Below are 12191 nucleotides of genomic sequence, written 5' to 3'. Positions count from 1 at the left end.
GGGGCTCTCATGGTGGACACGCTCGGCGTCGCCGTCGTCGGATTCGGCTGGATGGGGCGCGTGCACACCCAGGCGTACGCGCGCGTGCGGCACCACTATCCGCAGCTACCCCTCGTTCCGGACCTGGTCACGGTCGCAGAGGAGGTGCCGGGCCGGGCGGAGGAGGCCGCCGCGCAGTTCGGGTTCGCGTCGACCACGCGTGACTGGCGCGAGGTGGTCGCCGACCCCCGGGTGAAGGCGGTCAGCATCACCGCGCCGAACTTCCTGCACCGCGAGATCGGCGTCGCCATGGCCGAGGCGGGCAAGCACATCTGGATCGAGAAGCCGGTGGGTCTGACCGCCGAGGACGCCCGTGCGGTGGCGGACGCGGTGGCCGAGGCGGGGGTGCAGGGCACCGTCGGCTTCAACTACCGCAACGCGCCCGCCGTCGAGGCGGCCCGCGAGCTGATCGCCTCGGGGGAGATCGGCACGGTCACGCATGTCCGCATCCGGCTGTTCAGCGACTACGCGGCCCATCCCGAGGGCGCGCTGACGTGGCGGTACGAGCGGGAGCGGGGCGGCAGCGGCGTGCTGGGCGACCTGGCCTCGCACGGCGCGGACCTGGCCCGTCATCTGCTGGGGGACATCGCGTCCCTGACGGCCGACACGGCGGTCTTCCTCCCGGAACGGGCGCGTCCGACCAGGGCGACGGCGGGCCACAGCCGCGCCTCCGGCGGCGAACTCGGCCCGGTCGAGAACGAGGACTACGTCAGCTGCCTGCTGCGCTTCGCCTCCGGGGCGCGCGGTGTGCTGGAGGCCTGCCGGGTCTCGGTCGGCGAGCAGAACAACTACGGCTTCGAGGTGCACGGCACCAAGGGCGCGGTGTTCTGGGACTTCCGCCGCATGAACGAGCTGGGGATCAGCCGCGGCACGACCTACCAGGACCAGGCCGTGACGACGGTGTACGTCGGCCCGGGCCACGGCGAGTTCGCCGCGTTCCAGCCGGGCGCGGCGAACGCCATGGGGTACGACGACCTGAAGGTCATCGAGGCGTACCGCTTCCTCCGGTCGGTCGCCGAGGGTACCCCGCACGGGGCGACGCTCGCGGACGCCGTGCACAGCGCGGCCGCCCTGGACGCGATGGCACGGTCGGCGTCGAGCGGTACCTGGGCGGACGTGACCGTGGGTGACTGACGTTCAGCCGGCCTTCTGGAGGCGGCGGCCCAGGACGAACCTCACCGGGACGAGGACGAGCCACAGCCACATGGCCGGGGCGCCGACCACCAGGGCCAGCGGGACGGCCCCGGCGAACACCACCACCAGCGTGGCGCTCTCGAGGAGGTACGGCGTGCTGCTGGTGTCGGAGGGGGTGCCGTCGCGCAGCCACGGGCGCTTCGCCAGGACGGCGGCCATCGCCAGATGGCAGGCACCGAGCGCTGCGACCGCCGCCGCGTAGACGGCGACCGACACGGGCACGTCGCCGTACTCCGCGAGCAGCCTGGTCGGGAAAGGCACCAGGGCCGCGACCCCCAAGCCGGTGAGGGACAGGATGATCACGTGTCCGTCCACCTCCCGTACGTCACGGAAGATCCTGCGGTGGTCGCGCCAGAAACTGCCGAGCACAGCGACGCTGAGCGCGTAGGCCCCGAGGTCCGGGAGCAGCCGGTGCAGGGCTTCGCGATACCCGTCCGCGTCCAGGCCTCGCGGGACGTAGAGGTCCAGGACCAGCAGCGTGATGGCGATGGCGAACACGCCGTCGGCGAGCGTCAGCAACCGGTCCGGCCCGCCGTCCGGGCGCGATGTCCACATGAGGACGACGGTAGGGGCCGTGGCGCACGGCGTTCCGGGTACACGCCGCGGCCCCGCCCCGGCTCACACGGCCGTCGCCTGGGGCGGCATGTTGTACGGCGTCACCACCTGGATCGCCGACGGCAGCGACGGCCCGGCCGGTGGCAGCGCGCCGTGTGCCCGCATGACCGTGTGGCAGGCCTCGCGCACGTCCTGGCGCAGGTCGTGGTGGAGCACGGCGGACAGACGGTGCGCGCGCAGCAGCCGGGTGTTGTCGTGGTCGAGGTCGTGCGCGACGAACACGGCGCACTCGCGGCCGAGGTCGTCGAAGGCCTGCAGCGTGGCGATATTGCCGCCGCCGATCGAGTACACCGCGCGGATGTCCGGGTCGCGTTCCAGCGCGGCCCGCACGAGGTCGTACTGGGTGGCGTCCAGCCCCTGCCCCTCGGCGATCTCGACCAGCGTGCGCTCGGGGTGCCGGGCGCGCATGGCGCTGCGGAAGCCCATCTCGCGCTCCTCCTCGTTGCGGAAGAAGCCGCTGCTGAGGCTGGTCAGGATGTTGCCCGGGCGCTCCCCCAGCCACTGGCCCATCAGATACGCGGCCGTCGCGCCCGCCGCCCGGTCGTCGATGCCGACGTAGGCGAGGCGGGAGCTGGCGGGCAGGTCGGTCACCAGCGTCACGACGGGGATGCCGGCGGCTTCGAGGCGGCCGACGGCGGCGGTGATCTCGGGGACGTCCGGGGCCTTGAGGATCAGGCCCTGCGAGCCGCGCCGGGCGATCCGGTCCAGGATCCGCACCAGTTCCCCGACCGGACCGGTCTCGCGGAAGTGGAAGCGGGAGCGCAGCACCGCCGGGTGCAGGGACGGCAGCTCGGCCTCCAGGGCGGCGCGGATGGCGGTGGTGAAGCGCTCGGGCGCCTGCATCACGATGTCGACCATGAACGTCCGGCCGACGAGCCGGACCTGGGTGCGCTGCCGGTCCAGGTCGGCTATCGCCCGGCGCACCTCCTGCGCGGTGCTCTCCCGGACCCCGCCCCGGCCGTTGAGGACCCGGTCGACGGTCGCCTCGCTCAGGCCCGCCTGGCGTGCGATCTCCCGGATCGGGAAGGGGTGGCCCATGCGCCGGCTCCTTGAGGGGTTTTTGATGGCTGCCTGCTGGTTGTTCGAGGGGTTTGTACTGACAAGAATGACAGGGCTCCGTCGCTCCGTGACCCCGAAGGGACGACGATGTCCTTCACTCCCGTACACCCCCGCGTCTGGCTGTCCGAGCAGGACTGCGATCTCCACGCGTTCCGCGCGCTGGTCGAGCGGGCGACGGACCCCGCCGACTATCCGCACGCCTCGGCCGTGGAGCGGAACGTGCCGGTCTACGACGCCGGTCTGCTCGAGGGCGACCGGGTGGTCCAGGCCGAGCTGGTGCGCGCGCTCGCCGAGGGGCCCGGCATCGTCGTCTTCCGCGGTGCCTTTCCCGACCCGGACGTCGTGGACCGGGCCACCGCCGTGTTCGACGCCCTGATCGCCGAGCAGCGCGCCTCGGGCGCGACGGCCGGTGACCACTTCGCGAAGCCGGGCGCCAACGACCGGGTGTGGAACGCGCTGGAGAAGGCGGCTCTGTACGACGCGGAGGCGTTCGCCGACTACTACGCCAACGACGTCCTCGCCCTCGTGGCGACGGCCTGGCTGGGCCCCGGCTACCAGGTCACCTCGCAGCTGAACGTGGTCAACCCGGGCGGCGCCGCGCAGACCGCGCACCGCGACTACCATCTGGGCTTCCTGTCCGACGAGGTCGCCGCCGCCTACCCCGGGCACGTGCACCGCCTCTCCCCCGTGCTGACCCTCCAAGGCGCGGTCGCGCACTGCGACATGCCCGTGGAGTCCGGGCCGACGATGTACCTGCCGCACTCGCAGAAGTACGAGCCGGGCTATCTCGCCTGGCGGCGCCCGGAGTTCCGGGCGTACTTCGAGGCGCACCAGGTGCAGCTGCCGCTCGCGAAGGGCGACGCGGTCTTCTTCAATCCGGCCCTCTTCCACGCCGCCGGCACCAACCGTTCGGCGGACATCCGGCGCATGGCCAACCTGTTGCAGGTGTCGTCCGCGTTCGGGCGCGCGATGGAGACCGTGGACCGGGAGGCCGTGGCGAACGCGGTGTACCCCGTGCTGCTGAAGCGGAGGGCCGAGGGCGCGAGCGAGGCGTGGCTGGCCAACGTCATCGCGGCGAGCGCCGAGGGCTACCCCTTCCCCACCAACCTCGACAGCGACCCGCCGGTCGACGGTCTGGCCCCGCCCTCGCAGGCGGATCTCGTACGGCGGGCACTGCAGGAGGAGTGGACACCGCAGGCGCTCCGTGCGGAGCTGCGGGCCGGTACCGAACGGCGAGAGAGCTGAGGAACCTCGTGGGACTTCTCGACGACAAGGTCGTCCTGGTCAACGGCGGCAGTCAGGGTGTCGGCGCGGCCATCGCGCGGGCCGCGGTCCGCGAGGGGGCGGTCGTGGCCGTCACCGGGCGGCGCCCCGAACCCGGCGAGGCCCTGGTGGAGGAGCTGACCGCCGCGGGCGGCAAGGCCGTGTTCGTACGGGCCGACCTGTCGGACGCCGCGCAGGCGAAGGCCTCCGTGGCCCGGGTCGTGGAGGCGTACGGCCGCGTCGACTGCCTCGTGAACTCCGCCGGGCTGACCTCCCGGGGGACGCTGCTGGACACCACGCCCGAGCTGTTCGACCAGCACATCGCGATCAACCTCAAGGGACCGTTCTTCGCCATGCAGGCGGCGGTCGCGGACATGGTCGCGCGTCAGGCGCCCGGCACGATCGTCAACATCATCACGTCGTCGGCGCACGGCGGGCAGCCGTTCCTGGCGCCGTACGTCGCCGCGAAGGCGGGCCTGGTCGGCCTGACCCGCAACGCCGCGCACGCGCACCGGTGGGACCGGGTCCGGATCAACGGCCTCAACATCGGCTGGACCGCGACGGAGGGGGAGGACGCGACGCAGCGGGTGTTCCACGGCGCCGGGGACGACTGGCGTGAGGAGGCCGCCGCGAAGTTGCCGATGGGCAAGCTGGGCCAACCGGATGAGATCGCCGACTTTGTTGTGTTCCTGCTGTCGGAGCGGTCCGGGGTGGTCACCGGGTCGGTTATCGATTGGGATCAGAACGTGTTGGGCGGACTCGACTGAGGATCCGCCGCGCATTGTCGTCTGTCGTGTGCGGCGCCGTTGTGGCTGGTCGCGCAGTTCCCCGCGCCCCTGAGGGCATAGAACCACTCCCCGTTTACAGCTAGGAGCAACACCCATGCGTATCGGAATCCTCGGCCTCGGCCGCATCGGCGCCTTCCACGCCGAGACCCTCTCCGGGCTCGACGCCGTCGAGTCCCTCGTCGTCACCGACCCGTTCGCGGACGCCGCCAAGGCCGCCGCCGAGCGGTTCGGCGCCGAGGTCGTGGACTCGCCCGAGGCCCTGCTGGCCGCCGACGTGGACGGCATCGTCGTCGCGGCCGCGACGGACGCCCACCCCGCGCTGATCCTGGCCGGGGTCGAGGCCGGCATCCCGGTCTTCTGCGAGAAGCCTGTCGCCAAGACCATGAGCGAGGGCGTCGAGGTGCTGAAGGCCGTACGCGGCAGGGACGTGCCGATCCAGATCGGCTACAACCGCCGCTTCGACACCGGTTTCGTGGGCGCCCGCGCCGCCGTGCGGAGCGGCGAGCTCGGCAAGCTGCACACGGTCCGCTCGACCACGCTCGACCCGGCGCCTCCGCCCGCCGCGTACATCGCCGCCTCCGGCGGCATCTTCCGCGACTGCTCGGTGCACGACTTCGACATCATCCGCTGGGTGACCGGCCGTGAGGTGACCGAGGTGTACGCCGTGGGCGGCAACCGCGGTGCCGACTTCATCAAGGATGCCGGTGACGCCGACACCACCGGCGCGATCCTCACCCTGGACGACGGCACCATCGCGGTGGTCTCCAACTCCCGCCACAACGCCCGCGGTTACGACGTCCGCATGGAGATCCACGGCTTCACGGACTCCATCGCCGTCGGTCTGGAGGACAAGCTGCCGCTGCGCTCGGTCGAGCCGGGCGTGACCTTCCCGGCGGGCACCCCGCACGACTTCTTCATGGACCGCTTCACCGAGGCCTACCGCGCCGAACTGACCGCGTTCACCGAGGTCGTCGCCGGCACCCGCCCCTCCCCCTGCACGATCGAGGACGCCCTGGAGGCGGGCTGGATCGCCGAGGCGTGCACACTGTCGCTGCACGAGCACCGTCCCGTGACGATCGAGGAGGTACGGCAGGCATGAGCGAGAAGGGCCGGGAACCCCTGCGCATAGGTGTGCTGGGAGCCGCGCGGATCACCGGACGCTCCTTGATCGACCCGGCCCGGGCGACCGGCCACCGCCTCGTCGCGGTGGCCGCCCGCGACCGCGCCCGAGCCGAGGCGTTCGCCGCCGAGCACGGCGTGGAGCGGGTGGCGGGTTCGTACGCCGAGCTGGTGGCCGATCCCGAGGTCGACGTCGTCTACAACCCGCTGGTCAGCGGCCCCACACGGGCCGCTGGCCTACGGCGCCCTGCTAATCCTGGGCTGCTGCAGCGTCTCTGATTGACTGACCAGCAGACCTGAGCGTCGCTCAGGGAGTGGGTCAATCGCCTTCACGCCCTGGTGCTGAACGGGAGAAGCCCGCCAGCCCTCGCCCGACGTCACCTGGGCGCCGGGCGTGCGCGTCACATTCTGCCACGAGGCAACTCCGCGCTGCCCGCCTGGCCGGGGCACGGGGCGGGGGCGCGCGGGTGCGCCCGGGGTCGACGAGTGGCTGGACGCCGACCTGGAGTTCCCCGGCGGCGCGACGGGCTCGGCCCGCCGCCACATGGCCTACGACGGGCTGGAGATGAGCATCCGGATCACCGGCTCCCGCGGTGAGGTGACGGCCCCGAACTTCGTGCTGCCCCAGATGGACGACCGGATCGTGGTGCGCACCCCGGAGGGCGAGCGCACGGAACACCTGGGGACGCGCTCGTCGTACACGTACCAGCTGGAGGCGTTCGCCGCCCGGGTGCGAGACGGTGCGGCGCTGCCGCTGGACGCGGACGACGCGGTGACGACTATGGCGCTCATCGACGACTGCTACCGCGCGGCGGGGTTCGGGCCCCGGCCCCGCACCAGGGTCTGAGAAGACGCCGAGCGGGCCGGGGGCACACCCCCGGCCCGTTCACGCGTACAGCGCGGGTTTCTCGACCAGTTCGACCTCGACCCGGCCGCCGTCCTCCAGCGCCCGGACCCCCGCCTCGCACACCGCGGCGGCGGCGTAGCCGTCCCAGACGCTCGGGCCGGTGACCTCGCCGCGGCGGGTGGCGTCGACCCAGGTCTGGATCTGACGGTCGTAGGCCGTCTCGAAGCGTTCGGTGAAGTCCTGGGCGATGGTGCCGCCCCAGCGGCCGGCCATGTTGGTGACCAGGGCGTGGCCGTCTCCGATGCGGGCGGTGCCGCGTTCGCAGACCACCTCGGCCTGGACCTGGTAGCCGAAGCCGCAGTTGACGAAGATCTCCACGTCACAGAGGGCGCCGCCGTCGGTCTCGAAGACGACGAACTGCGGATCGCGCAGCCCGTCGGGGGCGTTGGCGGACGGGGCCGGGCGCAGCACCGTGACCGCCGTGATCTCGTGGTCCAGCAGCCAGCGGGTCACGTCCGCCTCGTGGGCGACGGAGTCGCTGATGAGCATGGAGCTGGTGAAGAAGGGCGGGCTGGCCACGTTGCGGTGGCGGTTGTGCAGCATCAGTGGACGGCCCAGCTGCCCCGTTGCCAGCAGGGCCTTCAGCTTCGCGTACTCGGGGTCGTAGCGGCGCATGAAACCGACCTGGACACGGCGGTGGCCGAGGCGCAGTTCGGCTTCGAGGACGCGCAGGGCGGAGGCCGCGTCGGGGGTGAGCGGCTTCTCGCACAAGACGGGCAGATCGCGCTCGAAGGCCGCGAGCAGTGTGGCCTCGTGGGCCGGGCCCGGGGAGGCGATCAGGACGGCGTCGACGTCGGCCGCCGCCAGCGCGGCGGCCGGGTCGGTGTGGGCGGTGCAGTCGTCGACGCGGGCGGCGACGGCCTTCGCGCGTTCCGCGTCGACGTCCGCGACGGCGACCACCCGTGCTCCGCTGATGACTTCCTGGATGCGGCGCACATGGTCGGCGCCCATCCTTCCGGTACCGATGACCGCGACTCCCAGGGTGGCGCGCTCAGCCATGGCCGTCCTTTCGGGTCGTCAGGCGCCGCAGGACCTCAGGAACTTGCGGGTGCGCACCGCGATCGGCAGCGGCTTGTCCGGCTCGCAGGGGTACATGTCCTGCTCGACGATGGCGAACAGGTCCACGCCCAGCTTCTGGGCGGCCGTGAGCACCGGCCCCAACTCGGGGACACCGGCGGGCGGTTCGCACATCACGCCGCGCTGCACGGCGGGGCCGAACGGGATCTCGTTCTTGACGACGTCGGCGAGGATGTCCGGGTCGACCTGCTTGAGGTGCAGATAGCCGATGCGCTCGCCGTACGTCTCGATCAGCTTGACGCTGTCGCCGCCGCAGTATGCGTAGTGCCCGGTGTCCAGGCAGAGGTTGACCACGTCGGAGTCGGTCGAGTCGAGGAACTGCTCGACGTGCTCCTCGGTGTCGATGTGGGTGTCGGCGTGCGGGTGGACGACGATGTCCAGGCCGTACTTGTCCTTCACCTCACGACCGAGGCGCTCCATGCCCGTGGTGAGGTTGCGCCACTGCTCGGTCGTGAGCTCCGGGGGCTCCAGGATCTCGGCGGTCTTGTCGTCCCGCCAGAAGGACGGGATGACCACCAGGTGCCCCGCGTCCATGGCCTGGGTGAGGGCGGCGACCCGGCTGACCTGCTCCCAGGTGGAGTCCCACTCGGACGGGCCGCGGTGCAGGCCGCAGAAGATCGTGCCGGCGGAGACCTTCAGGTTGCGCTTGGTCACCTCGTCGGTGAGCCGGGCCGGGTCGGTCGGCAGGTAGCCGTAGGGGCCGAGTTCGATCCACGAGTAGCCGGCCTCGGCGACCTCGTCGAGGAAGCGTTCCCAGGGCACCTGCTGGGGGTCGTCGGGGAACCAGACGCCCCAGGAGTCGGGGGCGGAGCCGACCCGGATGCGGTCGAGCGCGAGGGCCATGTCAGGACTTTCCTTCCGAAGACGTGGCTACGGGGGCGGTGAGGTCTCCCGCCTCGGGGAGCTCCTCGACGTCGACGCCGCGAACCTGCGCCAACTCGTGCTTGAGGGAGGCCAGTTCGGTGCCGCCGGCCATGTGGTTGGTCAGCTCTTCGAGGCTGACCTCGCTGCGGGAGGCGGACAGTTCCATGGTGCCGAGGCGCAGCACGCTGAAGTGGTCGCCGACCATGTAGGCGTGGTGCGGGTTGTGGGTGATGAAGATGACGCCGAGGCCCTTCTCGCGGGCGGCGGCGATGTACTTCAGCACCACACCGGACTGCTTGACGCCGAGGGCGGCGGTCGGCTCGTCCAGGATGAGGACGCGGGCGCCGAAGTAGACGGCGCGGGCGATCGCGACGCACTGGCGCTGGCCGCCGGAGAGCGTGCCGATGGGCTGCTCCATGTCGTCGAGGACGATGCCCATGTTGCGCAGTTCCTCGTCCGCGGTCTTCTTCATCTTCTCGATGTCGAGACGGCGCAGGGGCCAGGGGCCCTTGGTCATCTCGGAGCCGAGGAAGAAGTTGCGCCACACCGGCATCAGCGGGACGACGGCGAGGTCCTGGTAGACCGTGGCGATGCCCTTGTCGAGGGCCTCGCGCGGGGTGGAGAAGCGCACCGGTTCGCCGTCGACGAGGAACTCGCCCTCGGTGTGCTGGTGCAGACCCGAGATGATCTTGATGAGGGTGGACTTGCCGGCGCCGTTGTCGCCGAGGACGCAGGTCACCTTGCCGGCGTGCACGGACAGGTCCACGCCGTGCAGGGCACGGATGTTGCCGTACGACTTGCCGGCGCCCCGCAGCTCGACGACGGGCCGCTCGTCCGTGGTCCGGGTGTCCTTCAGAACGGCCCCGTGGGTGCCGGTGGAGTTGCTTGTCATGCGATCACCTCCGGGTCGCTTGCTTGCGGACCCACAGATTGACGAGGGTGGCGCCGACCAGCATCACGCCGAGGAAGGTCTTGAACCAGTCGGGGTTCCAGCCGGCGAACACGATGCCCTGGTTGACCATGCCGAACATGAACGCGCCGAACACCGGGCCGATCACCGTGCCGTAGCCGCCGGTCAGCAGACATCCGCCGACCACCGCCGCCGCGATGTAGATCAGCTCGTTGCCCACACCCTCACCGGACTGCACCGTGTTGAAGGCGAACAGGTTGTGCATACCGACGAACCAGGCACCGAAGCCGACCAGCATGAACAGCGAGATCTTGGTGAAGTTCACCGGCACACCGACCGCGCGGGCGCTGTCCTTGTTGCCGCCGACCGAGAAGATCCAGTTGCCGTACTTGGTGCGCAGCAGCACCCAGGAGGCCAGGGCCGCGAAGACCAGCCACCAGATGATGGTGATCTTCACCTCGACGCCGCCGATGTTGAAGGACGACGCGAAGATCGCCTTCGCCTGGTCGAAGCCGTCCATGTCGCTGATGTCGTCGGTGGCCACGTTGCCGGTGATCAGCTTGGTCACCGCCAGGTTCACGCCCTGCAGGCCCATGAACGTGCCCAGGGTGACCAGGAAGCTCGGCAACCCGGTCTTCACCAGCAGCCAGCCGTTGAAGAAGCCGATCGCCAGCGACACCGCCAGGGCGACCAGCACGCCGACCCACACGTTCAGGGTCAGCTGGAAGGCGGTCATGCTCGCGGTCAGCGCCGAGGCGATCGGGGCCACGCCGGACGACAGGTCGAACTCGCCGCCGATCATCAGCAGCGCCACTGGCACGACCATGATCCCGATGGTCGACGCCTGGTAGAGGACCGTCGCGATCGAACTGCCCTGGCGCAGCGACGGCGCCGCGATGAGGAAGAAGACGAAGACCGCGACGGCGCCGAGGAAGACGCCGACCTCGGGCCGGGAGAGCAGTCTGAGCGCCAGGGGGCGCTGTGCCGTTCGCCCGTCGGTTTCCTTGGGGCCGGAGGCCGGCGGTGTGTTCACCGCCGGCGCAGCCTGTTGGGTCATGCTCATCACCGGGTGCCCTTCGCGGCGAACTCCCCGATCTTGTCGACGTTGGACTTGTCGACGAAGGCCGGGCCGGTCAGCACGGGCTGCTCGCCGCCGCCGCTGTAGTTGCCGTTGTTCTTGTAGAGCCACAGACCGTCGACGGCCAGGTAGCCCTGGAGGTAGGGCTGCTGGTCGACGGCGAACTGGATGGAGCCGTCCTGGATGGCCTTGATGAGTTGCTTGTTGAGGTCGAAGGTGGCGACCTTCGCCTTGCTGCCGGCGTCGCCCACCGACTGCACCGCGGTCAGCGCGAACGGGGCGCCGAGCGTGACGACGTAGTCGATGGAGGGGTCCTGCTTCAGCTTGGCGGTGATCGTCGACTTCACCGACGGCATGTCCGTGCCGTTGACGTTGTCGGGGGTGGTCTTGCCGTCGAAGGTCTTCGCCACGCCGTCGCAGCGCTCGGTCAGGCCGACGTTGCCCTGCTCCTGCATGACGCACAGGACGTGCTTGGCGCCGACCTCGTTCAGCTTCTTGCCGAAGGCCTCGCCCGCGACGGACTCGTCCTGGCCGAAGAACTCCAGCAGGTTGAGCTTCTTCCAGTCGCTGAGGCCGGAGTTGAGGCCGACGACGGGTATGCCCGCCTTCTCGGCCTTGCCGATGACGCCCTTGAGGGCGTCCGGCTTGGCGAGCGTGACGGCGATGCCGTCGACCTTCTGGTCGATCGCGTTCTGGACCAGGTTGGCCTGGTTGCCCGCGTTCGGGTCGGCGGAGTAGACGAGCTTGATGTTGTCCTTGGCGGCGGCGGCCTCGGCACCCTTGCGCACGGTGTCCCAGAAGGTGTCACCGGGTGCCTGGTGGGTGACCAGGGCGACGGTCATGCGCGGCGTGGTCGCCTTGCCGGCGGAGGCGTTCGCGGCGCCTTCCTCGGACTTCTTGCCCCCGGAACTGCTGGAACAGCCGGCGAGGGTCAGGGCCGCTGCCGCGGCAACGGCTACAACCGGCGCGATCCTGCGGGAGCGGGGGTGAGAAGAGCGGTCCATCTTTCCTGGCACCTCACTGTGCTGCTGCTGGGGAAAGGGAGGGGATCACGAGGATCCGTGGTCCCGGAGCCCTACGGAGTCCGGATCATGATGCCGCAAACAGACTGTTGCGATGCCACGGGATCCAAGTCCTTGCCACGCCTGCTGTCAATACTTTGTTAAGACATCATTTCACAAGCAGGTCCGAATGTAAGTACAAACTATTGACAGGGCCCTCCTCCGGCACCTACACCTGTGAGAGCTGCAGGTCCCAGGTCATCCACGCCCCACGGTG

11 protein-coding genes and 2 pseudogenes are annotated in these 12191 nt (G+C 70.5%); 6 read left to right on the top strand and 7 right to left on the bottom strand.

All coding sequences use genetic code 11. The features are described 5' to 3' along the window. Positions 1–9: 9 nt before the first annotated feature. Positions 10–1173: a Gfo/Idh/MocA family protein gene (locus ACIBNA_RS11395; RefSeq protein ID WP_399164974.1), complete on the top strand. Its 1164-nt coding sequence runs from the start codon at positions 10–12 to the stop codon at positions 1171–1173. Between the two features lie 3 nt (positions 1174–1176). Here the strand turns inward: ACIBNA_RS11395 and ACIBNA_RS11390 are convergent, their stop codons facing one another. Then, positions 1177–1788 (bottom strand): TMEM175 family protein, encoded by a 612-nt coding sequence (locus ACIBNA_RS11390; RefSeq protein WP_399164973.1) that lies wholly within the window; start codon positions 1786–1788, stop codon positions 1177–1179. Between the two features lie 63 nt (positions 1789–1851). Then, positions 1852–2886 carry a LacI family DNA-binding transcriptional regulator gene (locus ACIBNA_RS11385; RefSeq protein ID WP_399164972.1) on the bottom strand — a complete coding sequence of 345 codons (1035 nt, stop codon included), beginning with the start codon at positions 2884–2886 and terminating at the stop codon, positions 1852–1854. Between the two features lie 108 nt (positions 2887–2994). On the opposite strand from ACIBNA_RS11385, the gene ACIBNA_RS11380 reads away from it, so the two are divergent. The 5 genes and pseudogenes from ACIBNA_RS11380 to ACIBNA_RS11360 form a co-directional block, all read left to right on the top strand. Beyond that, positions 2995–4152, top strand: a complete 1158-nt coding sequence (locus ACIBNA_RS11380; RefSeq protein ID WP_399164971.1) for a phytanoyl-CoA dioxygenase family protein — start codon at positions 2995–2997, stop codon at positions 4150–4152. An 8-nt stretch (positions 4153–4160) separates the two neighbouring features. Next, positions 4161–4937, top strand: coding sequence for an SDR family oxidoreductase (locus tag ACIBNA_RS11375; RefSeq protein WP_399164970.1), 777 nt, complete (start codon positions 4161–4163; stop codon positions 4935–4937). A gap of 115 nt (positions 4938–5052) precedes the next feature. Continuing rightward, positions 5053–6057, top strand: coding sequence for a Gfo/Idh/MocA family oxidoreductase (locus ACIBNA_RS11370; RefSeq protein ID WP_399165036.1), 1005 nt, complete (start codon positions 5053–5055; stop codon positions 6055–6057). Continuing rightward, positions 6054–6291: pseudogene (locus ACIBNA_RS11365) on the top strand (Gfo/Idh/MocA family oxidoreductase); the annotation flags it as partial. The gene ACIBNA_RS11370 and the pseudogene ACIBNA_RS11365, both read left to right, overlap by 4 nt. A gap of 187 nt (positions 6292–6478) precedes the next feature. Next, positions 6479–6924, top strand: a pseudogene (locus ACIBNA_RS11360) (Gfo/Idh/MocA family oxidoreductase); the annotation flags it as partial. A 39-nt stretch (positions 6925–6963) separates the two neighbouring features. Here the strand turns inward: ACIBNA_RS11360 and ACIBNA_RS11355 are convergent. From ACIBNA_RS11355 to ACIBNA_RS11335, 5 genes are read right to left on the bottom strand one after another with little or no spacing between them, the layout of a single operon-like run. Further along, positions 6964–7983 (bottom strand): Gfo/Idh/MocA family protein, encoded by a 1020-nt coding sequence (locus tag ACIBNA_RS11355; protein ID WP_399164969.1) that lies wholly within the window; start codon positions 7981–7983, stop codon positions 6964–6966. Positions 7984–8001: 18 nt separating this feature from the next. After that, positions 8002–8904 carry a sugar phosphate isomerase/epimerase family protein gene (locus ACIBNA_RS11350; RefSeq protein ID WP_399164968.1) on the bottom strand — a complete coding sequence of 301 codons (903 nt, stop codon included), beginning with the start codon at positions 8902–8904 and terminating at the stop codon, positions 8002–8004. Between the two features lies 1 nt (position 8905). Further along, positions 8906–9817: an ATP-binding cassette domain-containing protein gene (locus ACIBNA_RS11345; RefSeq protein ID WP_399164967.1), complete on the bottom strand. Its 912-nt coding sequence runs from the start codon at positions 9815–9817 to the stop codon at positions 8906–8908. Positions 9818–9821: 4 nt separating this feature from the next. Then, positions 9822–10898, bottom strand: coding sequence for an ABC transporter permease (locus tag ACIBNA_RS11340; RefSeq protein ID WP_399164966.1), 1077 nt, complete (start codon positions 10896–10898; stop codon positions 9822–9824). Next, positions 10898–11917 (bottom strand): sugar ABC transporter substrate-binding protein, encoded by a 1020-nt coding sequence (locus ACIBNA_RS11335; RefSeq protein ID WP_399164965.1) that lies wholly within the window; start codon positions 11915–11917, stop codon positions 10898–10900. Before ACIBNA_RS11335 ends, ACIBNA_RS11340 begins: the two co-directional genes overlap by 1 nt. Positions 11918–12191 lie beyond the last annotated feature (274 nt).

Source organism: Streptomyces sp. NPDC050164 (assembly GCF_044459945.1).
GTDB lineage: Bacteria > Actinomycetota > Actinomycetes > Streptomycetales > Streptomycetaceae > Streptomyces > Streptomyces coeruleorubidus_A.
This window is presented reverse-complemented; position numbering and strand designations above follow the sequence as displayed.

Bases quoted from the DNA above. Each gene is read 5' to 3' on its own strand.
- ACIBNA_RS11390 (WP_399164973.1), bottom strand. From the start codon at position 1,788: ATGTGGACATCGCGCCCGGACGGCGGGCCGGACCGGTTGCTGACGCTC.
- ACIBNA_RS11370 (WP_399165036.1), top strand. From the start codon at position 5,053: ATGCGTATCGGAATCCTCGGCCTCGGCCGCATCGGCGCCTTCCACGCC.
- ACIBNA_RS11350 (WP_399164968.1), bottom strand. From the start codon at position 8,904: ATGGCCCTCGCGCTCGACCGCATCCGGGTCGGCTCCGCCCCCGACTCC.
- ACIBNA_RS11345 (WP_399164967.1), bottom strand. From the start codon at position 9,817: ATGACAAGCAACTCCACCGGCACCCACGGGGCCGTTCTGAAGGACACC.
- ACIBNA_RS11385 (WP_399164972.1), bottom strand. From the start codon at position 2,886: ATGGGCCACCCCTTCCCGATCCGGGAGATCGCACGCCAGGCGGGCCTG.
- ACIBNA_RS11355 (WP_399164969.1), bottom strand. From the start codon at position 7,983: ATGGCTGAGCGCGCCACCCTGGGAGTCGCGGTCATCGGTACCGGAAGG.
- ACIBNA_RS11340 (WP_399164966.1), bottom strand. From the start codon at position 10,898: ATGAGCATGACCCAACAGGCTGCGCCGGCGGTGAACACACCGCCGGCC.
- ACIBNA_RS11380 (WP_399164971.1), top strand. From the start codon at position 2,995: ATGTCCTTCACTCCCGTACACCCCCGCGTCTGGCTGTCCGAGCAGGAC.
- ACIBNA_RS11395 (WP_399164974.1), top strand. From the start codon at position 10: ATGGTGGACACGCTCGGCGTCGCCGTCGTCGGATTCGGCTGGATGGGG.
- ACIBNA_RS11335 (WP_399164965.1), bottom strand. From the start codon at position 11,917: ATGGACCGCTCTTCTCACCCCCGCTCCCGCAGGATCGCGCCGGTTGTA.